The organism is Bradyrhizobium sp. 142, assembly GCF_023074015.1.
Lineage (GTDB): Bacteria > Pseudomonadota > Alphaproteobacteria > Rhizobiales > Xanthobacteraceae > Bradyrhizobium.
The window spans coordinates 54,960-80,639 of the sequence record NZ_JADPKQ010000448.1 but is presented as its reverse complement, the minus strand read 5'-3'; the positions used below and the strand labels follow the sequence as shown (position 1 = coordinate 80,639).

Genomic DNA, 25,680 nt, shown 5'->3' with positions numbered 1-25,680 from the left:
GGCCGGTTTAGATTAGAGCGAAGGCGGCGGCCGGAAAATTTCGCGAGTTTGACCGGAGACGCGCACCGAAAACTCCTGATTGGGATCGCGACCATCGTCCGCGCCGTTGACGAAATCAACCCGCCAGGATTTGCGGTCGCGTCGCGGCTCGCCTTTGCTGCTTCTGGGCGCCAGTCGTTTGCCCGCGACCATCGCCGGGAAGAAGGCGAGCGCGGCTGAACCGCCGTCCATGACGACGCGACCCGTGTCCGACGCGCGATCGGCCTTGTCTTCCGGTTTGACCGAGATGACCCCGCCGGATGCCGCAAACCGAGGCAGGCTCTGCTCGAGTTGACCCGATTTGCCCGGTGTCGAGGTCAACGGTGTCTCCGGCGGAATCCCAAGCGTGCTGCCGCCCGGTGCAGGGCGGGATGGAATGGTTTGGGGCGGCTCGATGTGCAGGTCGATGGCCGGGTCGACGCCGAGTGCGTGCAGCATTTCATCGACGGTGAAAGTCCAACCGAAGGTGATGTTGGTCACTTTGCAGAAGCGAATCTTTCCAGATCCCCCATTGGCGTCCAGCGAACCGGTCGGGCGGTCGAAGTCGTTCGGCGAGCCACCAGGACTGAATATCTGGTGGCGTCCCGGCGCGGCGATTTCAATCGTAGCCCCGCTGCCACTATTGGCCTGAACGAACTTTATGCCCAACGACGGCAGTCTGACCTGGAGTTCTTCGAAGAAGACCACCGGCACCGGTATTTGGATGATTCGCGGCGTCGAAGGCGTATCCGCGGTCGGTTGGGCCGGACCGTCGGCAATCAGCAGCAACGGATCGATCAGAGACCAAGCTTCGAATCCCGACTGCAGATTGCTGCGGAAGCGACTGATCAACGCCTGATCGCGGGCGGTCATCGCCACGGCGTCGCCGTCGGTATCGTTGATATTGGCGACGACATGGATGGCGTCGTCGCCGACGATCTGGGCGGTTTCCCGGTTGATGCTTTCAACGGAGATCCGCATGATCTCGGTTCCGGCATAGATTTCCCGGCCGTGACCGAGCAATCTCACCAGTTCGACATCGCCGCGCTCGAGCGCCGTCAGGCTTTCGATGGCCACGCGCAGGATTCTGCGTCCGGCGGCGCCGTCGACAAATTCGAACTTCACGGTGGCGCCCGACGGAAGGCCGGCACCCGAGCGTACGCCGTCGAAGCTCACCAGCAGTGGATCGTAATCGACGTCGAAGATGATTTGGCGCACGCCCCCGAGATTGCTCAGGGTGACGGCAAGACCATCATGTCCGGCAGCGTCGCGCAGCGCGCTGCCCGGGGGTGTCACGATGTCCGGAAGGCGGATCACATTGACATAGTCATGGATTGCAAACTTGCCGCGATAATCGCCGCCGGCCTGGCCGTCCGCATCGCCGTCGAGAGCGCCCAGAGTGTCATGGAACGCATGGGCGCCGGCGACCAGTCGCACATTGTACGCATCCGGCCTCAAAAGACCGCCGCTCTTGATGAACGAGAAGCCTTTGTCGTCGTGGTCGAGCACGATGGATCCGATGACGGGCCGCCCGGACGCATCGGTGAACTTGACGTCGGCCCAGATACCGCTGGCGTCGGCACCATAGAGGCTGACGTCGCCCGGCACGAAGGCGTGGTTGAACGCGACATGGAAGCCGGTCGCCGACGCTTCGAAATCGATCACCTGCAGCGGAGGCAGCGCTGCCGCGCGCGCCGTGACATTGACCAGCGCCGGGCCGAATTCGCCGTCGTCGTTGGTGAGCCGGGTCCGCACCACGAAATCGCCGGCATCGGTGAAAACGTGTTTTGCAAGGCTGGTTGCGCCGCTGAAGCGCTCGACCGTCCCGTCGCCCCAATCAACCGTCCAATGATCCACCGGATCGTCACCCGGGTCGGTCGCACCCAGCGACAGCGTCCATTCGGCGCCCACCACCGTCGTGGCATCGCCGCTCACCAGCAATTGCGGCGCAACATCGGCGACCACGATATCGAAGCTGCGCTGGCTCTGGCCGCCATGCGCATCGGTGGCACGGATCAGCGCCGAAACCGTCATCGGACCATCGGGCGCCCGCCACATGAAGGTTCCGGTCTTCGGGTCGAACGACGCCCCGGCCGGACCCGAGAGCAACTCCAGCGTGACGGCTGCGCCGTCGTCCACATCGCTGGTCGTGAAGACAGCGACCACGAGATCGCCTTCCTTGACCTCGGCGCGCGCCGGGCCGGAAATGGCAGGGGGATCGTTGAGCCCGGTGATCGTGATCGTGACCTGCGCCGCCGTCGAGGTCAGATGACCGTCATTGGCGGTGAACGAGAAGCTGACGGTATCGGTCTGCCCCGGCGCCAGCGCATCGTGCCGGCCACGGGGATCGTAGCTCCAGGTGCCGTTGGACTGCAGCGAAACGCCCGCCACCGGCGCGACCAGCGCGTAGCTCAAGGTATCGTTCTCCGCGTCGGTTGCGGTCAGCGTGCCGCTGATCAGCGTATCCTCATCGGTCTGCGCCTCCACCGGCTTCGCCACCGGTGCATCGTTGACGCCCGTGATGGTGATCATGACCTGCGCCGCCGTCGAGGTCGCATGACCGTCATTGGCGGTGAACGAGAAGGTGACGGTATCGCTCTGCCCCGGCGCCAGCGCTTCGTGCAGCCCACGGGGATCGTACCTCCAGATGCCATTGGACTGCAGCGAAACGCCCGGCACTTGCGTGACCAGCGCGTAGCTCAGGGTATCATTCTCAGCGTCGGTCGCGGTCAGCGTGCCACCGACCACAGTATCCTCGTCACTTTGCGCCGCGGCGGCCTTCGCGAGCGGCGCATCGTTGAGACCGGCGATGGTGATCGTCACCAGAGCCGCGCCCGATGTCACGTGGCCGTCACTGGCGGTAAACGAGAACGTCACGGTATTGGTCTGCCCCGGCCCCAGCGCGTCGTGCAGGCCGCGGGGATCGTAGCTCCAGCTGCCGTTAGATGTCAGCGAGACGCCCGACACCGGCGTGACCAGCGCGTAGCTCAGGGTCTCGTTCTCGGCGTCGGTCGCCGTCAGGGCGCCGCCGACCACGGTGTCTTCGTCGGTCTGCGCCTCGAGCGCATGGGCGACCGGCGCATTGTTGACGCCGGTGATGGTCAAGGTGACGGTGGCCGAGGAGAACAGGCCGCCGGCGTCGGCGATCGTATAGGTGAAGCTGTCCAGCGCGGTGGCCCCGGCGGCCAGGCTGTTGAAGCGGCCGTTGGGATCATAGCTGAAGGCGCCATCGGCCTCGACCTTCAGCAGCGCGCCGGAGGCCAACGTGATGGTCGTGCCCACCGCTGCCGCCGAACCGTTGATCGCGGCAACGACCAGGCTTGCACTTTCGTTGAGGCTGATGTCGTTGCTGAGCAGGCCGATCCCGGCCGCAACGGTGACGACGCTATCCTCGGCGGTCGTCGCCCGATCGCCGGTTGCGATCGGCCCCTGCTCGGCGCCCGGCTCGACGAATTGCACGTCGTTGATGGACACATTGCTCTGCGCATTGCCAAAGCCGATCAGGTCGAAATACAGACGAATCTGGGTACCGGACGCGAACCCCGAGAGGCCCACCGTCACGACGAGCGGGCCGTGGCCGGCGTGGCCCTGGCCATCCAGGCCGCTGACATGGACCAGATCGCTGGTCGAGACGGTGCCATCGGCCTGGATATTAAGCGCAGCGTCGGTATCGGTCAGCGACGTGATCCTGGTGAGCGGCACGCCGTCGGCGCCGACGATCGCAAATTCGAACGCGTCCGACGGGCCGTCGCCATTGCTGAAGAAATTGAGACTGGGAATGACGAAGCGCAATTCCGTGGCATCGGCCGGCATGACCACGTCAGCCGTCAGCCGCGCGCCGACGGTCGCATCCTCGGAGAGCGTGAAGGATGCCGGCGGCAGGCCGATGCCGTTCTGCCCGAACGGAACGATCGGGGCGGCGGTGAAATTCTCGGTGGCAAACGGATCAGCGTCCAGCAACGGTGGCGCAAATGAAGTAGAGATGACATTTTCCGGGACCACCTTGTCCGGAAGCAATCCGGGATTGGTCTGCAGATTGGCATTAGACGCACGATTATGGACGAGTGTGATGATCTGCTCAGCGATAAATCTTACGTTATTGCCGAAGTTTTCGTTTTTCTCCACTAATTGTTGCATGCGACCTGCTTCGTCAAGCCCCGCAAGGAAGAACCAATCCTCAAGAGGGCTAACCGTTTTGGCGAAAAGGTTCGCCATGATCCCTTTCGGACCACTGGCAATTGTTGGAGTCCGGCGCTGACCATTTTTCGGCGTCAGCTCAATGTATTCGTCAAAAAGCCCAAGATTATGGGCGGTTTCGTGCGAATAGGTTCCGCCGAAATCCTGAGCAAACTCCTTCAGGGTCCAGCTCAGTTTCGCATCGCGTATCTCCGAACCGAGCAGATAATTGACGTCATTTTCCCGTACCGGATTCACGAGTTGAAGCAAGGTCGCCAGCATCTGCGCCGCCGTCAGATCATCACGCAAGACGATCTTACCATCGTCCATCGGGTCGATCATGGTGAGCTTGGCAAGGAAGTCTGCGTCGGAAAAATCCTGTTCGGCGTTCGCCGGGTCAATTGGATGCAAGGGATCAAAGGGATTGGAAGTGATAATTGCCTTGTCTGCCGCCGTGCCTGCAGTACTGAAGTCGATCACGATTGCGCCAATAGCCCGATAGCGCTCGTAGATATTCATGATCACTTCCTTGACCTTTGCCTCAAAAGGATCCCATTGCGAGTCGGGGATCCTGCTGTCAGCCGTCAAGGTGAACGTCTTCGCAAACGTGGCATACCTGCTGTAGCCAGGCAAAATGTTCTCGCGACTCGCCGGAGCAGCATCAGAGGCCTGCTTGTATAAAAGGCGCTGGTCGGTCATTTGGGTTCGCAGGTCGAACAAATCGAAACCAATCGTCTGAACTGGAGTCTCCTTCACCGCCACGGTCGCGGTACCGATTTCCTGGCCGTTCAGCGCAAAGTGCAGAACGGCGGTTTCGGTGGCGCGACTAGTTGGAAGCCTTGTGGTGCGCGTGAAGCTGATCGCGTTGCGCGTTGCGCTGGGGTCCGTGACTTCCGAAACAGAAAACGGCGATGGACCACCGGTTGGAGCCAATTCGGTGACTGACACCGCTATTCCATTATCGTTCCGAATCTTGATGGATGATGTGCCGCCCTCATGAACATCGGGTAGAGAGAGGACTCCATCAGCCGAATTGGTGTCGACAAGATCGGCGAGATAGTAGGTTTTGACGACCAGCGGGGCGCTCCCGGCAGGTATGACCAGTATCTCGGCAGACAGCAACGGATCATCCGAAATATTCAGCTTCTTGATATAATCCGGCGTCAGAACAGCCTGGAACTTGAACTGAATCTTCGATCGGGCAGGAATCGTGACCGGGAATTCGTGGCGCGCATCGTCGTTGTAGGCCGCCGGCGTCAACAGCGCCACGTAGTCCTCATCGGTGAAGCCTTCGATGATGAGCTTCGCGTTCCACTGGCCCAGCAAGACGAGATACTGGTTGGCGGGAATTACGATCGTGACCTTGAGGTCGCCGGCGCCATTGTTGGCGACCGTAAAGACGTGGGTCGAGGCGTCCACCACATGATTGGCCGCGTCCACCGTGGCGGGTGCAAAAAACAGCACCTTGTCATCCTTGGCCCCGCTGCTGTCGAGGATCGACAAGTCCGTCACCGTGCGCCGCTGTACGGCGATGCCGCGGGTCAGGCCGCCAAGATCGATCGGGGCATGCTCGTTGGAAGTGGCGGTAACCAGTCCGTCGGTAAAGCTGCCGGGATCGCCGGGCTTCGAAGGCCGATAGCCGTAGCTATTGTCGGTTACCTTTGCATCGTCCTCCCCGCGCCAGATCTCGTAATCCGCGCGGATATCGATCAGCGTATTGATGCCGCCGCGACCTCCATAGATATTGCTAAAACCCGGGTGGTTAGACAACGGAGCTGGGAACCGCAGGTCGTCGACGGCCCATTCCCCAAGAACCGGCCGTTCGTTGGCCTGAAGCCACGATTCCACTTCGTTGATGATTGCCTGGACGCCGAACACGAACACGGCGCCGCCGCGCGTGCTGCCGTTCGGCTTGACGTAACCGTCAGAATAGGAGCCATAGAGGTATTTGCCGTCAGCCGAAAGCGCGACGTCGCCGCCAAATCCCAGAGGCACGTTCCGGGTCGCAGCTACCAGGCCCGACACTCCCCCCTTGATCTTGAAGGGATCGCGGATGATGCCAATCTTGCTGCCAGCGGGGTCCGCGGTATACAGGTCGGGATTCACCGATTTGACGGTGAATGATGTGAAGTCGTTGCGTGCGTAGACAAAACCGTAGCCGAGATCCTGCGTGAACACGACGTCGACGCCGTTGTTGACGTCGAACGAATCGGCGGTATCGCCCCCAAGCGAGAGAGCGATACGGTTGAGTTCGCTCCAGGTACCGTCGGCGGCCCGGCTCAGTATGACGACACCGACGAAATCCTGCGTGGCGTCGACGAAGCTCGCATACAGATGGCCATCCGGTCCGGCGATGACGCGAACACCTTCGGGATCCTGCAGGCCGCCGCCCTTAAACTCCGTCTGCTGAAGCACCGGAACCTTCTTGGTCGCGATCGCTCCGGCGATGTTCGGCAGATCGATGATAATGACCTTCCCGTTTTTCGTGATTGATTCATTGAACCCTTCGAATGCGGGCACGCTCGGCGCCGAGGCGATCAACTGTTCGCCGTCCGGCGTCATAGCAAGACCACGTAAGCCAAACCCGGCGTCGTTAACCTGAAGAGTCAATACATGCTTGTTGAAGGTCTTTGACCTTGGGTCGGTGTCGATGACATAGATCGTGCCGTGGCCGCCCGAGCTGTTCTGCTCGCTGACATAGGCATAGTTACCGTCGGGACTGATGACGATGTCGAACGGAGCGGCGTTCGGCGCGTTCTTGAACTTGATGGTGTCGGCCACGTTACCGGTGGTGGGGTCGGCATCGATCTCCTGCCACGTCAAGGTATCGACGACCGCGACCCCGGCGCCGTTCCTCATCGTAACGTAGGCCCGGCTGCCGTCCGGCGTTATCGCTATTTCATACGGATTCCGGGTTTGCGATGATCCAAACGTCACGCCCTGGAATTGCCCGATATCACCGACCGGAATACGCGCGATCAAATCGGGCAGCAGGGTACCATTGCTTTGCAGGACCGGGCGAAGCACCGCGAGTTGATCGCCGAAACCTTCCGCCGAACCAGGTAAGTCACCATTCTCTACCGCGACATAGATATCGTTGGTCGTCGGGGTAATTTTCACCTCGCCGCTGTAGACCGAAACAGCCTCCCAATGCTTGTGATGCGCCGCGCTCGTCTTGGTCGTCTTGGCGTAGCGCGATTTCGGATGCGCCTTGTTGGATTGAACTTCGATATAGGTCTCGCGCACGACTTTGAATGTCGAGGACCCCAGCGCTAAATTCAGACTGTTGGGTACCCTGACCCACAATTCCGTGTCGACCTGCCCTAGCGAAGCGGGCTTGACGATGGTCGAGCCATCCTGAAGCTGGATAATTCCAGCATCGCTGCCAAGGATCTCTCCATTTATTTGCGTGCCCTTTGGATTGAACACGACGGCCAGGTAGCTGAGGTCGCTGCCTGCAAGCTTCGGCGCCTTTGGGAACCTGTAGGCGAAATCCGTGCCCGTGATCACCAGCCAGGGTTCGACCGTCGTATCGGTGCCGTGTATCGCGAAGCGGACCTCGGCGTTGGTGATTACCGGCGGGTGCAGGATGGCAGCGCCACGCGGCACCGGCAGCGCAATCGTCTCGGCGGGTATTAGGTTCGGGAAGTTGTTGCCCTGTTTGGCCGCGACGATATAGGTCCCTTCGCTCGTTACGCCGGGCTCCGGATAGGAAGTCGACCGCGCGATTCCGTCGGCCCCCACGATGCCGGTTTCGACCTCCGCCCAACCGAGCTGGGCGACGTTGTCGTCGTTGGAGAGGTCGGCGAGCTTGTAGAACCTGACCAGGGTGCCTGGCGCAAGCGTGGTCGGCACCGCGATCTGCATCGGCTGATCGACCACGACGTCCTGCGTGTCAATTTCAAAGGCGCCGCCGATGATCCAGCCGTCCGCTACCGGTAACGGCGGGATGTCCAGTTGATCGGGATCCCGGGTGGTAATCGTGACCGTCGCGTTGTCGGCGAGCGCGCCCGGCGCCACCGTCACCTGATAGCCGTCGGCATTGCGAACAACGGCCCCGGTCGCGGCATCCACCGATGTCGCGCCAACAACCGGCGGCCGCACCGTAACCGGCATTTGCGCTTCGACCATTCTGTAGACGGCGGTAACCGTCGCCTGGCCGGCGGCCTTGGCGTAGACCAGACCGTCGGCGGTAACGCCGATGATATCGCCGTCGCTGACGTAGTAGCGTACGCCGCTCGATCCTGCGGCTACATTCGTCGAGAGGTCGTAAGGGTTGGTGAAGAGCTGAATCTGCCGTTGACCACCGTCAGTCGAAATGGTGACGGCCCCGGGGAACAGCGTGACGCCGTAGAACGGCAGCAGTGAATCGTCGCTGCTGACCTGACCGGGCCCGCCGATCATGAACGCGGTGGCAGAAGTCAGATGACCGCGCGCCGCAACGATTGTGCCATAGCCCGCACCCGCGCCCAGCAGCACGCCGTTCAGACCAATGCTGCCAGACGTCGGATCGGTCGATGTGAGACTAGTGAAATAGGATCCCGGCAACATGACACCGGTCTCATCTTCGAAATCGCCGATCCACTGCATCTGGATCTGTTCGCCGACGCCGACGTGCGGTGCGCGGGTCGTGGTGTCAAATCGAAGCAGGCCGGCGCCGGACACATTGACCGTGACGGTTACCGGCGCCGAAGTCTGATAACCGTCGTCAGCCAGGTACGCGAAGCTTGCAGCACCGGCAAACCCTGCTTCCGGCGTGAAGGTGACCGAAAGCCCATCATTGCTCAGTTTGGCAACGCCGTGGCTTGCGCCGGTCACCCGGATATACGTCGGATCGCCCTCGGGATCACTGACGAGATTCTCAAGCGAACCCGTCATCTCAAGATCGGTGTGTGTCTTCAAAGTCGCGGTCAACGCGACCGGAGCGACGTTCCAGCGGTAGCCGAGGTTTTGGAACAGCAGCACCGCGTCAGTGGTGTCGACCTTGCCGTCCCGGTTAGCATCGAGCGCGGCATTGTATCCGGGATCGCCGCTCGCTTTTTCAATCGCAGCGAATGTCGCGGTGGCGTCGGTCCCGTCAACGGTTCCGTCGCGGTTGGTGTCGCCAGCAACAAACATGCTCAGGGTGTAAGCACCGAGGCCCTGGGCGGTCGCGCTCTTGACGGTCAGCAATTTAAGGCCGGCCGAACCGATTTTGTAGAGCGCGAATGCCTGTGAACCCTGTACATTGCTCGCTACCAGCGTCGCGCCTTCGATCGACGGCAATGCTGGGGTGGCGGTTCCCGACTTCGCGTTGACGACGATGCCGAGATAAAGGCTGCCGTTCGCGGTGGAGGAGAGTTCGGACGGCAATACCGTGAATGTCATCCGATCGGTGCCGCCCGCAGCGACGCTGCCGCTGTAAGCCCGCGCAAGATAGCCGGTCGCAATTCCAAGATCGGCCGTAACCGGGGCTTGCGTCCCCGCCGCCCGATCGATGAAGGCGCCGGCGCCACCGTCGGCGATGAGATCGAGCAATCCACTGGCGGTGTAACCATAACGCACGGTAGTGCCGGCGATGACATTGCGCACCAGCGCGAGGTTGCCGTCGGCATCGTATTGATAGGCAAGTGGGCTGCCGTCCGGCCCGATCACACGCGACACACCAGCCGCGCCGCCAACAAAGGTGATCGCGTCGCCGTTCGGCGCATAAATACCGCTGTCGGCGACGAGCAGATGGACGCCGTCGGAGAATGTGATCCCCGTGACGCCGCTATCGACAGCGATGGTGTAAGCCGTGCCGTCCGGGGCGGTCAACGCGTACTGCGCGCTGGAGTCGTAGGCCTGCGGATTGTAGGCCGCCCCCGTATTGATGTCGTAGAACCGATCGCCGACGCGCGCTAATGTTGCCTCGATCGATTGCAGTGTCCAGTTCACGCCCGTATCCGACGTGAAGCTTGGCGTGTAATAGACCAATCCGCCGACGCGATGTTCGACCGGCGCGAAGGTGAACCCTGCCCGTTCGCCGGTGGGGAGCGTCACATAGACCCGCGTTCCGACCCGCATCGGGTTAAACACGCCCGTGGCCTCGTCGCCAGTCTGCTCGACGTTTGTCACCACGTCGACATCGCGCACCATCAAACGCCAGCCGTTGCCAAAGGTATCCTGCGCACCGGGCGCCAGACCGTCATAGGCGCGGGTGACCGAGATGGTGTGGCCAGCCAGCGTCGCGGTGAGATCGGTGTGCGGGGACACGAGTTGCCCGGCTTTGACCTGGCTGCTGATCTCGATATGCGTCAATGCGCTGCCGGTGCGTCCGGCAAAGTCCGCCGCCGTGAGTCGCAGCGTATAGAACCCATTGTCCAGCATCGCCGGATCGAGCAGCGCCAGGCGGGCGTTGGCGATCGGGCCTGAACCGGTTGCAATCGTCGTGAAGCGATCCGAACCGGTCTGGGCAATTTCGAGCGACCAATGTTCGAGATTGGTGTCGCTCACGGTCCCTATGATATCGGTCGCCTGCGTGATCCGCATCTGCTCGAGGTTGGGTGCAAAGCTGACGGCCGGCGCAACAAAATCGTTGGGATCGCGGACCTTCAACGTCGTAGCTGCGACGCCGACGTACCCCTGCGTGTCGGTCGCGCGCGCGATAATATCGGTCGCCCCCGGGGCGCCGGCAGAGACGTGCGCCCGGCCTTGCGCATCGAGCGTCAACGCCTGGCCCTGATAGGTCACCACGATCGAGCCGATGTCGGCAAATCCGGTCGCGATGACATGAACGAGGACATCCTGCCCCGGCAGGGCCGCAAAACTCGGTGTCTGCTCGATGACGACGGTCGGCAGTTCGGGCTCCGTCGTGGCGCGAAGAACGATCGGCGCGAGGACGCTGATGCGTCCGTCCGAGACCGTCGCCTTGATCAGGTAGTCTCCCGCCTGGCCGGCGTCTGGCGTCCAGCGAATCTCGCCGGTGACGGCATTGAGGGTCGCTCCCAAGGGCAGTCCGGTCGCGGAATAGCGCAGCGTGTTGTCCGCATCGGGATCCCCGCCCGCCAGGAAGAAGCTCAAGGGCTGGCCGAGCAGAACCTGGTAACGCGCCGCCGCGAGGGTCGGAGCGCGATCGGTATCGGCGATGCTGATGTGCACGCTGACATCGCTGGACGCGCCGGCCGGATCGATGACGCCGAACCGGATCGTCCGTTCGCCGGCCTGGTCGTAACTCGGCGTCCATTTGAACTCGCCGGTCTGCCGATTGAAGATCGCGCCGGACGGCAACGGCGAGAGGGCGGTGAACTGCACCGAGGCGGAGTCGGGATCGGCGCCGAGCAACGTGAAGTGCATCTCTGCAGCTTCACGCCCGCTCTGGGTCGCCATCGGAACAATCTGCGGCGCCTGGTTGACGTTGAGGACATGCAGCGTGATGGTCTCGAAACTCGTCGCGTTGCCGTCCGACGCGGTAAACTGGATACCGGAATAGTCTCCTGCCGTGAAAAAGTTCGGCGTCCAGCGCAGCACGCCAAGTTTGGCGTCGAAGGTCGCACCGTTCGGCAGATTGGTCGCCGAGTATGTGATGGGATCGCCATCCGCGTCGGAAGTAGCCAGAGCCAGCGTAAAGGGCACGCCCTCACTCAAGGTCTGATCGCCGACCGGCAGCAGCACCGGCGCCTGATTGGCCAGGCGCGTCACAATCCGAATGACCTGTGTATCGGCGCCCACGATGGCGACACCGGCGTTGCCATCGTCGTTGACATGGAAGGTCAGCGTTCGCGTTCCGAGATCGCCGCCAGTGGGCAACCAGTCGACGCGCGCGGTCCCATACGTCGCGAGCGGGGTGATGGTCATGCCGGACGGCAGGTCGTCGGCGGTGAAGGTCAGTGGATTTTGATCGGGATCGCGGGCCTGGATGATGAAGCTCAGCGGCTGGCCGGAAACCGCGACCTTGTCGCCGATGACGTCGAACACAGGCCGCTCGTTCGGAATATCCACCGTCGCGATGAAGCTGAGCCGGGTGGTGAGCGCATCGCCGGGCCCGCCCGAGCCGCCACTGTCTTTGGCCGTGATGGTGACCTGATAATTTCCGCGGTCGCCGTCGCCGGGCGTGAAACGGATCAGGCCCTGTCCCGGCGACGTGATCGTGAAGGTCGCGAGCGCGCTGGTTGCCCCCAGCGCGACCGGCGTGGTGTCGACGGCACCGCTGCCGGCGGATGCCAGGCGCGACACCGTGACATCGAGCGTCAGAGCGTCGGCGTCGGCGTCGGCGAACGTAAAGGGTATCTCCAGGGTGCCGCCGCAGCCGACCGTTTGATTGGCGATCGCCGAAATGACCGGCGCGCGATTGGCATTGAGAATGTTGATCGGCACATCGACGATGGATGTGGCCGGGGCCAGGCCGTCACCGGTGTCGGTTGCAATGAATCGCACGACATAGGTTCCGGATTGTTCATAGCCCGGGGTCCACGCGAACACGGCCGTAATAGGATCGAACGTCGCACCGGTGGGCAGACCTTCGACCTGATAGGAGACGGTCGGAGCCGTCCCGTCCAATGCGTTCAACACCCCACCGATGCGGTCTTGCGGCACGAAGCCCGGATTGTCCGGATCGAACGCGAAAGCCCGGAACGAAATCGGCTGGTTCTCGAACGACTGGAACGGACCGAGCGTGTCGAATACAGGCGCTCCGTTGGCGTTCAGCACGGTGAAATTCGCCACCGACTGCGTCACATTGTTGCTGTCGCTGACCATGAACGTCACGTGATAGCTGCCGACCGCCGTGTACTCCGGCGTCCATTCGAAAACACCAGTGTTCGGATCAAGAACCGCGCCTGTGGGAAGTTGCGGACTTGAGAAAGTGAGGTCGCTGTTTTCGGGGTCCGACGCTCGCAACTGGATGCGGACCGGATCGCCTTCGCGTACGATCCGATCAGATACTGGAACGAGCGTCGGCGCTTGATCGACCGGCGTCACGATCAAGTCGAAGCTGCGCGTTACCCTATTGACGCCGTCGAACACGCCGAGAACGACGTTCTGATATGTGCCAGCGCTGGCCGCGCCCGGAGTCCAGGTGAGAAGATGTGACACCGGATCGAGCAGCGCGCCCGGCGGCAGACGATCGGCAAAATAGACCAGGTGTCCGCCATCGAGGTCGGTCACCTGCAAGCCGACCGAAAAAGGCTGTCCTTCGGGGGTCAATATCTGGTCTGGCAGATCGTCGACGTCCGGCGCCCTGTTGCCGCCGACCACAAGCACGTCGAAGGATTGCGCTGAGGCCGCACCTCGGCTGTCGAATACGGCCAGAGTGCCGGACACGTTTTTGGGACTCTGCGCTGAACTCTGCCAGGTTACGAGGCCTGTCTGGGGATCCACCGTCATGCCGTCCGGCCCGTCGAGCAACACGAAGGACACCGCATTGCCATCGGCGTCTTCTGCCGTTGCCTGATACTCGAAGAGCTCGCCGGCATCGATGATCGCGGGCGACTCGGAGGTGAACACCGGCGCCGTGTTACTCGCTGGCAACGCGAGGACGCTGTGGCCGATCAGCAGATGCTGGAACAGCGTATTCTGCACCGAGACTGTCTGCGCCACCGTCGTCTCGCCCGGACGGAGCACGCCGCCGACCAGATTGGAAAGCTGAATCAGCCAGACACCCGAACTCGTCTGGGTGCCATGAAATTCGGTCGTCTGCTGGAGGAAGCTGGCCGGATCGACCAGCAGGGTGATCGGCGCAACGATCGTGTCCGCACCGATGTTCTTGATCGATACGTCGTAGGAAATCGAACCGTCGGAGCGCTGCGAGCGCACGTTGGTGAAGGTGATATCGAGCTGTGCCGACAGGTCGGCAATCGTGCTGAATGAGCTCGTGAAAGGCTCACCGAGCTGAACGTTTTGAACGCTCGTGAGGTGTGAATCGAGCACTAGCGTGTAGGACGCTGCCCCCACCGGATCGAATATCAGCGTGGCGGTACGGCTCGCAACGTCGTAACTGACGCCGTTGAGCAGTACGATGTCGCCCGAGCTCGAGGTGATGCTGTAGTTGACAGGGTTGAGTACCGAACCCGACGCAGCGGGATCCCCCTGCAACATATCGCGGTCGAAGCGCACGGTGATTTTCGTAAATGGCAGCGCTACCGACGAGCCGTCTGGCGGATTGACCGCGACGACATGGGGAGCCGTGATGGGCGCCACCACATCGATCTGATGAGACTGCGCGATCAAGAGCCGCCCGTCGGCCGTGGTCTGCACGGTCTCGCCGCGCGTTCCGCCGGTCGCAATCATGACCCGGTCGAGCGTTGCGGTATCAACCGCGATCAGGCTGGACCCGGCGTTGCTCGCGGGGTCCAGATTGTTCGAAATGAACAGGATGCCGGCGAGCTGCGTGCCGGCTTGTCCGAACGCGATCGAATCGACCTTGCTGTCGAAACTCAACTGGCGATGCGCGCGACCATGCCCGTCGAAGCTCACGACATCGCCGCGCTCGGGCCAGCTCGTGCCCCACAATTCGCCGGTCGGCGAGAACGCCAGGTCGTCGACGCGGGTGTCGCTGAAATGCCGGAAGCTATGGCTGACCGGATCGAAGATCTCGACGCCGTCGGCGGACGAAACGTAGATCTGGCCGTTGATGGGATCGATCGCCAGCGCCTGCGTCAAGCCGTCGCCGAAGCTCGCTTTGATGGCGCCGGTGGTGGCGTCGAGCAGCAGCAGCGCGCCGCCCCCGGTCGTTGCCCACAATTGGCCGCTCTGGTCGAAGGCGAGATCGAAGATCGGAACGTCGAGGGTGATGAGCGGCGTACCCGCGGCGCCCCCATCGTGCCCGAAACGATACAGCGATCCGCGGTTGGCGCCGCCGCTGGCGATGATGCCGCCATCCGGCGTCACGACAAAGGCAAGCGAGCCGATGCCGGCTTCGCTGGTGCCGATACCCGTCGCGAAGGAGTCTGCGCCGAACGGCGCGATCGTGGTGGTGAATTCCGGCAGATGCGCGAGCGGCTGCGCCGCCGGGATCGCGGCCTTGGCGGCGATGAACAGCGGGTTGCTCGACGGGGTCGGCGCGGGCGGATCCTGCAGATCCTGCGGCGTGGTATCGCCGATCGTCGTGGACCCGAGGTTGACCTGGGAGCCGTCGCCTGGCGCCTTGACGCCGAAGGTCGGCTTCTCCTGGTTGCCGGCATTGTCGGTCGCCAGCGCCAGGAATTCGTAAGTGTGTCCGGCTTCGCCCTGGTAGACCGCCGACGACGCCGTGCTCTGGCGCTGCCAGATCTTGAAGTCGCCGCCATCGCTCGCAACGTACACCGTGACGTGGGCGACGCCCGAACCGCCCGCCTCGTCCTGCGCGCTCCAGCGCACGTCATAGGTCGCGGTCGTGCCGTCGACAAGCTGCGCCGTCAACATGCTGACCGGTGCCGAGGCGTCGAGGGTGCTGATGTTTTTCGCGGTGTCCTGCGGCGCCATGGTGTTGAACGCCACGCGGGCCTGCGCCGCGATTTCCGTGCCGCTCGGCAAGTCCGCTTTCGGCTGGATGATGTACCCGACTTTGCCGATACCGATGCCCTGCGCATTGTCCGGCGCCAGCAGGCCGATGGACGGATCCTGGATCACCTCGCCGGTTGTGGGATCAATCGCCTGCAGCAGCCACGTCGCCTGCGATTGCGAGACATCGACACCAGCCGAGACGCGCAGGATGAAGCCCTTGCTCTTGGTAAAGTCGAAGTCGCCCTGGAAGATCGCGCGGTCACTTGGAACATGGACGGTAATGTCGCCGATCGTCAGATCGCCGAGGCGGAAACTGCGCGGATCGAGATCGCTGTCCAGTTTGGTGACGATCTGGATTTCGCCGGGCCGCGTCGATGATGTCGACGGATTTTCGAAAGAGATCGAATACGGCAGATCGGTGGCCGCCGGCACCAGATTGGTCGCGCCGTATCCTTGCGGACCGCTGATCACCGCAAGCTGGCCGTCGCCGGCGGCCTTGCGCAGCAACTCCGAGAAATCCAGCGGCGAAAGCGCGCTGGATGCCGAAGATGAAGCCGGGTCGGGAATAACGAGGCCGGCTCCGCGCTGCGCGAACGGCACCCAGGCCGTATAGACGTTGACGTTCTGGAAATAGGTCTGGTGCGACAGACCGAGATTATAGTCCGCATAGCTAGCGAGCGCCGGGACCGGGACGTCAAGGGAAAGCCCCAGGTCTATGTCTTCGCGATGGTCGTAATACGAAATCGGCGCGATGGCGTCCGGTGTATCGCCGTACCAACTGCGAATATTGCCGAAGAAGGTCACCAGATCGCCGGTGCCCGCGACCTGTGCGCCGGCGGGACCATAGAGAATCCCGGTTGCCAGCACGGATACCAGGCTTTGAACCTGCTGCTGGCTGTGAATGGGCGGAGCCTGGTCGGACGGCTGAAGTATCCCGGCGTCTTCGAGCGCCGCCAGAAAACCATTGCCCCAGGCATCCTTGTCGGCTGCAAGCGCCTGAAGCGCCGGATTGGCCGTGGGGTCGGCCAGCACCTTCAGACGAAGCGCTTCGGCATCGGTACGTTGCCTGGCGATGAATTCGTCGCGCGTCAGCGACGTTGCTGCGGCGACGACGTTGAACTTGAACGGTGTAAAAGTGCTGGCCACCCTTTCACTCGGCACGGCGGCGGCCGACGCGTAGAGGTCGGCGAGGCCCGGCGACAGCGCGTCGAGCGATGCCGGACCATCCTCGAGCTGCCCCTGAAGTGCCGGGATGTTGGCGTAAACATCCTGCTTGAACTGTTCCCAGGCCCGATCGTTGAGTGCGCGCAAGCCCGGATAGGTCGCCAGATCGAAGGATAAGCCATTGAAGCCGCCGGCCTGCAAATTATACAGATAGCCAGGCGCAAGATTGCGTCCGTTGAGATTGACAGCTGAAGACAGGCTGGCCCAGGGAATGTTGGTGCCGTTCGAGATATCGGGCTGACCGCCCAAATTGGTCGCGAAGGTGACGTAGGGCAGATCGTAGATGACATTGTTGGTGCCGAGATAGGTGGCGCCGTAGGTGAAATACACATAAGGCGTATCGAGATTGGATAACGACTGGAATGCGATCGAATAGTCATTGGTGTCGCCCGCCAGGACGACGCGCGGCCCGCCGAGGCCGATCGTTGCGTCCGGCTCGACCGCGCGTTCGATCAGATAGCGGTAGGCTTCGATGGCGACGTTGCCGTCCGGATTGATGACGACGACGTCATAAAGCCCGTGCGGCGCGCCGGTGAAATCGAATGTTGCCCTGATATGGGTTGAGTCGAGTACCTGATAGGTGGCCGGCTCGAATTCGGCGATGTCCGGCCGCACCAGCTTGAGGATCGCGTTCGGCGCAAACCTTGTGCCGTAGACGTCCAGGGTTACCCAACGGCTGTCGCCGCCCTGATCCGAAACGACCTTGGTGATCGCGAACGGAGCGACCTGCGCCAGCACCGTGATCGGGGTATGATCCGACGGCTCGGAATTACCGCGAACCAGAATGTAATATTCGCCGGCCTTGGTCTGCGGAATCACGGCGATCTGGTCGGCTTGCAGTTGATCCTGGTAGATCGCGTCGAACTGGAAGCCGGACGGCACGTCGCCATAGCGCAGGAACAGTTCGTTGGAGGCGCTCTGGCTTGAGCCGATCAGTCGCACTTTGAGGGTCTCGCCCTCCGGCACGGTGACGCGATAGACCCGCGACTCACCGGTGCTGAGCGTCGCCGCAAAGGGGACGTCGAGTTGAATCTCGTCGACCGAGACGGTCAGTGCGCCCAGCGAGGCGGTTGCGTTGTTGCGCTCCTCCGCGCTGTTGGGCGGGCCTTCATAGACGTCCTTGAAGATGTCCGATCGGACGATCAGCCGGTATTGGCCGTCCTTCACCGGCGGTATCGCAGCGGTCAACGACAGCGTGTAGGTGCCGTCCTTGTTGAGCGTTCCGGAGAAGGATTGCCGGCCGAGCAGAACATCATTGACGTCCCAGACGCTGTCCGTGGACAGATAGACGGCATCCGACCAGGTGCCCTGGGCCGGGCTGTCAGCCTGGTTGCGCACCGTCCATGTGATCTGAACGGGGTCGCCGATATTGCCGGCGGCGGGCGCCGTGACCGAATCGACCACCAGATCGGAGGGAGGCGGCAATTCCAGCAGGATCGGCTGGGCTGAGGACAGTGCGTTGTTGCGCTCGTTGGCGCTCTCGTAGACCGCGCTGCGGCTTCCGCTCATGGGATCGCTGACCACGAACAGGTAATAAGCGCCCGTCAAATCGCCCGGCGCCCGCAATGAGCCGTTGATCGTGTAACTGCCGTTGGCCGGCAGCCCGCCGGCATGGCTCAACGATCCGATATAGCGATCACTCAGGATGTCGAGATGCGGATCGCGCGACAGGTAGACCGCATCGGTCCAATTTCCTTGGGTCGGCAGCGTCGCACCGCCGAGATTGGCGACGGTGAAACTGAAATTGATCGGCTGCCCGACGGTCACGTGCTCCGGCGAGGTGACCTGCGTGACCACGAGATCGGGCGCCGGCTGCGCGATGACCGAGAGCGGGGCCGATTTTGCGTTGTTGCCTTCGCCCTGGAATTCGGCGACCTGGTCACTGATCCGGTCGATGCCCTGAACCGGCAGTGGCGTCTGGAATGACTTGCCGAATTGCGCGTCGGTTTCGATGATGACGTAGAAACTGCCATCGATCTCGTCCGGCAGGCGCATCTGGCGCTGCTCGTCATATGAAGCGCCGAACCCAAGCGCGCCGGTGTGAGCGAACGAGCCGATCAGGAAATCATCCGGCCCGAGCGTCGGGTCACGCGACAGGAAGATGTTGTCGACCCAGGCGCCTTGCCGGGTCGCGCGGGTGCCAAGATTGGACACCGTCCAGCCGACGGTGATGGTGTCGCCGGAGTGCGGAGCTTGCTGTGGCACGGTGAGCGCGGTCACCTGGAGGTCCGGCTCGCGATAGGTCACCGGAAGGTCGGCGCGAGCAATGTTGTTCAGATTCGAAGCGTTCTGATTCGACTGATCCGGAAGTCCTTCGAACACCGAATGTGAGTAGAGCTCACGGGATTGAGCGAGACCATCGGGGTAGAAGGCGAAATCGGATTCTCGTTCCGCCTGATTGGTATACTGGCCCGAGTCGGTCATGACATAGATGAAGTAATCGCCCTCGATACCGGGCGGCAGGTGCCCCTGGACCGAGCCGGTATAACTGGCACGGTTCCCCAATCCGCCGGCATTGCCGTGGATGAACGACCCAAGCAGCGTGACGTCCTGCAGGTTGAAGGTCGGGTTGCGCGAAAAATAGACGCTGTCGGTCCAGTACTGCGTGCCGGACCAGACGGCGTCGCCGAAATTGGTCACCTGGTATTCGATCGTCGTCAGTTCGCCGGAGAAATTCTGCGGTGGGACCTGCACCTGGGTGACGCGCAGATCCGAAGGCCGGGTCAGGATCTCGGACGCAACCGCCTTTATGTTATTCGCCGGGACGGCGTCGATCCCGGCATGGTTGACGGCAACCAGGAAGTATCGCGCGCCGCTCCCAGATGACGGACCGAGATCGTAGGTTTTGGTGGTGGTCTGCACCTGGCCGACAGCCAGGCCGCTGTCATGGGAAATCGAGTCGAGCTGCCAGACGCGGGTGTTAGACCCGAAGGTCGGCTGGTCAGCCAAGTAGACGGTTTCGGTCCAACTGCCGGGGGTGTCTCCGGGTCCGAGATTGCCGACGGTCCAGGTTGCGGTATAGAGACCGCCGGCCACCGCCTGGGTGGGCGCGGATACGGACGTGACGGCATAGTCCGACTTCACCGGCGCAGCCTCGACACCAATGATGCCGATCGGCCGCGCCTTGTAATTGTTGTTGTCGATCTCGTGTGGATCGTCGGGGTTGATATTGGTCGCGAGAGAATCCTCAAGGACGGCGTCGAAGCTGTCGCTCCAGGGCGTGATGTAATATTGCCCCGACGCGAGGTTGTCGGGCAGGGTCAGCGTGACAACGCGGTCGTAACCCTCATTGATGTCGAGCGCGCCGTTGTGGTCGAAGGTGCCGAGCAGGATTGCACCGGAGCCAGGCGCCGGCCGGGTTGCGTCCCGCGTCAGCCAGATCGTATCGTGCCAGGTCTCGGTGTTGGTGGTCGCCGACCCCCTGTTGGTGACGGTGTAGCGGATCTCGACCTGCGAACCGGCAACGGCCTGGGTGGGCGCGACGACGGCGCTGGTCACCAGATCCGCGAATGGCTTTGGATCGACGGTAAAGCGGAATGCGCTGGTGTTGTTGTTATCGTTGGGGTGCTCGTCCACCGTATTGTCGGCATCGGTGACGACGATGAAATAGGCATCACCGCGGAAACGGATCGGAATGTTAACGGCGGGCGTCAACGTCGTGTAAGGCTCGCCGGGGTCAAGCGCGGCGCCATTGGCGAATTTCCCCAGCAACACGTCATCGGATGACAGTGTGCCGTCGAGCGACAGATAGACCGCATCGTTCCAGTGGCCCGTAGCCGGAACCGTGCCCTGGTTGACCACGGTGAATTGCAATGACGCGGTGCCGCCGGCCGGCACATGGGCGGGCACGATCGCGCTTGAAACCTGCAGGTCCGGACGCGGCTTGAGCGAGATCGACAGCAAAGCGTCGTCGCCGGTCGCATTGTCGAGGGCGGCCGCGCCATACTCGTAGAGGCCGCGGTCGGAATTGGTCAGGACGGCCGCGCGATAGAGGCCCTCTATCTTCGCCGGCAGCAGGAAACGCTCGGTGCGCGTGTAGTTCGCGCCCGATGCCAGGCTGCCCTCGAAGACGAATGTTCCGACCGAGATATTGGAGAGCTCCGGCCGCCCAACCGGCTGCAGGACGACGCTGTCCTGCCAGCGCCGATCGGCAGCCACGCTGCCGGTGTTGGTCACCGTCCAGGATACGTCGATATAATCGGACTCGACAGCGTTCGCCGGAACAGCGATCTGGCTCACGACAAGATTCGGCGACGGCGCCAGAGCGATATCGATGGCGTCCGACAGCCGTGTGTTGTTGTTGCTGTAGATGAACTCGAACGGCTGCGGTCCACGATCGTCCGCGGCAACGACCTTGATATGGTAGATGCCGGAGATGCCGTTCGGCAGGGTGATCTCGGCCGTGGTCGTGTAGCTCGAGCCGTTTGCCACTGCGCCAAAATGCGTCGGCAAGGCGAGCAGCGTTTCCTTTCCAGTCGAATCGACCAGCGTGACGCTGTCCTGCCACGCATTGGTATCGGTGATGCCGATGCCCTGGTTGGTGACGGTCCAGGTCAAATTCAGCTTGCTGCCGCTTTCCGCAGTCGCGCTGCTGCTGATCGAACTCACCACCAGGTCCGCGTAAGGCTCCGGCATAACGTCGAGCGGATGGTCCAGCTCCGAAAGATTGTTGGACTCGTTGCCGTTCTCGAACACGGCGTTGCCATAGTCCGTGGTGACGAAGAGGTGGACGCGCGCGCTGAAGTTCGAGCCGAAGAACACGCGCTGATCGACACTGTAGCTCTGGCCGACCTGCAGCCCTCCGGAATGCTGCACGGTGCCAAGCACGATATCGTCGCCGTCGCCGACGATATCATCGATCGATGCGATGACCGCATCGGTCCAGGTGCCGGTGCGTCCGACTCCGGTGCCGTTGTTGGTGACGGTCCAGGTCACGTTGATCGAAGCCGGATTATCGATAGCACGTGACGGCGCCGTCACGCCGCTGACCGCGAGGTCGGCGTAGGGCGACAGCGAAACTTGCACGTCCGTCGAGGCCAGATTGTTGAGTTCGCCGTCGCCGAGCTCGGCGACGGCTGTAGCCTGGTCGGCGACGACGAGAAGCTTGTAGCTGCCTGCGGCCCCGAGCGGCAGTGCGACGCTTTTCTGCAAACTATAGCTCGCGCCGGCGGCCAGCGGGCCGTCATGCGCGAACGATGCCAGCTTGATGTCGTCCTGCCCGAGCGCATCGTCGCGCGACAGATAAACCGAATCGACCCAGCTGCCGAGCGCTGGGCCGGAGCCAGTGTTGTTCACCGTCCACGACAGCACCGCCGCGTCGCCGGAATTGAGATTGCTGTTCAGCAGCGAAACGGCGCTCGGTATCAGGTCGGGATGCTGGTACGTAAAGGCCGCATCGCCCGAATTGTTGGACTCCTGACCTGCCTCGTAGATCTGATGCGACGAATCCGTGACCACCACGATTCGCCTGCTGCCATCAATCCCCAGCGGCAGGGTGATGGTGGCCGTCTCGGTATAGCTCTCGCCATACGCCAGATCGAACCGGTGCTGGACGCTGCCGAGAACGACGGCATTTTTCAGGCTGTCGCTCTCCGGCGCATAATAGATCGTGTCGGACCAGATCGCGCGTGCGGTGCCGCCGCCGGCATTGCTGACCGTCCATGTCACCGTTTGCTGCTGGCCGGGAACGCCCGATGCCGGCGCCGTGACGTTGGTGACGGTCAGATCCGGCGCAACCGAGGAGATGATCTTGATCGGGGTCGTGGCCTTCGCGGTATTGTTCGCGGTGCGGCCGTTCTCGAACACTTGGCGGCCGTTGTCCGTGATCACGAAAACGTTGAACGTTCCGACGACGCTGTTGGGAATCGTGATCGAGAGATGCTGCGTGTACGAGCTGCCGGCCTGAAGCGCCCCGGCATGCGCCACGTCGGCGAGCACGATACTGGTGTCGTCGATCATGGTGCCGGTCGACAGCACGACGCGATCGGTCCAGTTCGAAGCGTCGGTGGGACCATCGCCGGTGTTATGCACGGTCCACGAAAAATCGACCGTGTCGCCGGTTCGCGCGGCGCCGGGCACGAAAATCGAATCGACCGCGAGGTCGGCGGCGGCCGTCGAGATGGTGATGGGCGAAACACGGGTATTGTCGAAACGCGTGTCGGGCTCGAGTACGGCAAGGCCGCTGTCGACAACGACCCCGATACTGTAGTCGCCGCTCAATTGCGCCGGCAAAATCACGTTCACGTTCTGGGTATAGCTGCCGCCGCTTGCAAGCGCGCCGGTATGCTGGAAGCTGCCAAGCACGATATCGGGTGAATTGCCGGTCGTGCTCCGGAGAATGACCTGATCGGTCCAGCTGCTGACCGCGGTATCGGACTGGCCGGCATTGGTCACCGTCCAGCTCATGGCAAGCGGGCTACCCGCAAAGCCGGTCGCGGGCGCCGCTAAGGTCGGCGCCAAATCGGCATACGGCCGCGGGGCTGAATAGAACGTCGTCTGGCTGCTGTTGTTCTCCCGCGGGAACTGGACGCCAGCAGCGCCCTCGATGAGGTTTTGGTTGTAATTGAGCGACTCATTGGCCGCCACGTACAGGCTGATATTGCCGGCTCCCCGCGCGCCGTCGGGCAGCCGGAAACTGAACGAGCGATCAAGCGTACCGTCGGCCTTGAGCGGCGCGTTGCCGGGCGCGTTCGGATCATAGAACACGTAGGTGTCGAGCACCGTGCCGTAAGCGCCGATGAGCACGATGTGGTTCCACCAGCCCGCATACGTTGCGATCGTGCCCAGGTTCCCTTCGGTCCAAGTGATGGTGACGTCATCGCCGGCGGAGACATTCGACGTCGCAACACCCAGGCCGTAGACTGTGAAATCTGGAGCCGATACGATCCCCAACACGCCTGAATTGTTGGTTTCGGCAGTATCGCCGGCGTTGGCTTCGATCACGTCGTTGGCAGTATCGGTAACGACCTCGAATTGGTACGAGCCTGCAGGCGCAAGCCCGGTCGGCCAGGTCAATACCGTTTGACGGGACACAGACCGCAACGGATCGATCGTGCCGTCGATCGCCGAGTCGAATGGGACATCCTTGAGCACCACGATGGTGTCGTTCGACAGATCGTGGACCCGCACCTGCTCCGTCCACTTGCCGGTCGCCACACGGCCCCCCGCGTTGTAGGTGTGCCAGCTTACCGTGATAGCATCGCCGGCTTGCCAGCCCGCCCCGGGATCGACGCCGAGGGTATTGACCTGGAGATCGGGATAGGTCGCGAGCGCCGAAACGACCTTGATGCTGCTGGAATTGTTCTGCTCTGCGGTTCCTGCCGAACTCTGCTCCTCGACGGTGTTGCCGGTATCGGCGGTGACCGTAAATGTCAGCGTGCCGACGGACCGCGCGCCATCGGGAAGCTTGAGCGTGAGCTGGCGCTGCTTCGACGCGCCAGACGCCAGCGCGCCGCTGACGGCCGCGTCATACGGCAAGGACAAGGTGACGAGAATTTCGCCGCCTGAATTGGTAACGACGACCCGATCGGTCCATGATCCCGTGGTCGGCAGTGCGCCGATGTTGGTGTCCTTCCAGGCCACGGTGACTGTACCGCCGGATTCGACCTGGCCAGCAGCACTGACGCTCACCTCCGCGACGATCAGGTCGGGGGCCGGTTGCGCGGTCGACGGCGTGATCCGGATCGGCGCCGCGACATGAGAGACATAGAGGCCGAAGCTATAGCTGACCGGCAGCGTCGCGGCGGGCTCGCCGAGGATCGCCAGCTGATACGTGCCGCCGAGCGCGACGGCGTTCAACTCGGCATCGGTCACGGTCTGCTTGGAAAACAGCGCCTGACCCTTCGGGTCGTAGATGAACCAGTACGGCGATCCTCCGGTTACGCTCTTCTCGTTGAGATAGATGGTATCGCCGGCCTGAACGTCGAATTTGTAGATCGCAAGCGCGTTGCCCGGACTGAGCGTGCCGTTCTGGATGACGCCGTTCTCGGCGCGCGGGGCCGTCGCCGCATCGATCAAGCGAAACGCGTAGTGCCCGGTCAGGTTGTCGGTTCGTTTGATGACGAATGTATAGGACCCGGCGGGAAAGACCGAGGAGAGCAGCCCGTCGCCATAGAATTGATTGCTGCCGAATCCTTCGAGGCCGCGCGGCCCGGTCATGGTCCAGGTCAGATTGGGGTCATAGGTTTGCGCGTCGAACACCAGCTGCGCGGCGCTCGGCAGCGTGAACGTATAGATGTCCCGCTGACCTACCTGCGCGATATTGCCTTGCGTCAGCGCGCCCAGCGTCAGTGCCGTCGTGGTGTCGACCACGTTGTGTGCGATGAAAGAGAAACTAAGGGGAGCCAAGCTCGAATAGGAATAGCCGGAAAAGATCACGGTATAGGTGCCGGTATAAGGCAGTATCGGCACGTCACCTGAACTCCCGAAGGTAAAGACCGGGAGGTCTTTTCCGGAGGGATCGAGGACACGCCAGGCCAGATCGCCCGCAAAGCCAAGCGGTTCGACGGAGATGTGTTGGCCGGCTGTTCCCGAGAATTTATAGGCCAACGCCGAACTGCCGGGATTGACAATTGCCGACACCGGCGTTTCGAACAGCAGAGGCGGCGCAGCCCCCAGGTCGACGACGCGCAGCCCGTAATCGTGCGTGGAATAGACCGGGCCGGTGACAGTGAGCGTGTAATGACCCGCCACCAGGCTGAGGACGCCCTTGTCGGAGAGGGCGCGACCGGTGAATTCGGTCCCGCGCGGACCGCTCAGCGCAAGCAGGACGCTGGTATCGGCGCCCGCATTGGTGAACAGCAACTGGGTTGCCGACGCCAAGTC

At 62.5% G+C, this 25,680-nt stretch carries 1 protein-coding gene; it reads right to left on the bottom strand.

Annotated elements, in window-relative coordinates; translation table 11 throughout:
- Window positions 1-12 precede the first annotated feature (12 nt).
- Entirely contained in the window at window positions 13-23,262 is a 23,250-nt protein-coding gene (locus tag IVA82_RS41210) for an Ig-like domain-containing protein (RefSeq protein WP_346659690.1), read from the bottom strand.
- Between the last annotated feature and the right edge of the window lie 2,418 nt (window positions 23,263-25,680).

What these genes read in the sequence shown, in the direction of transcription:
- IVA82_RS41210 (WP_346659690.1), bottom strand. Translation starts at nt 23,262, where the DNA reads ATGAGCTGGACGGTGACCAATGCCGGCCAGTCCGATACCGCGGTCAGC.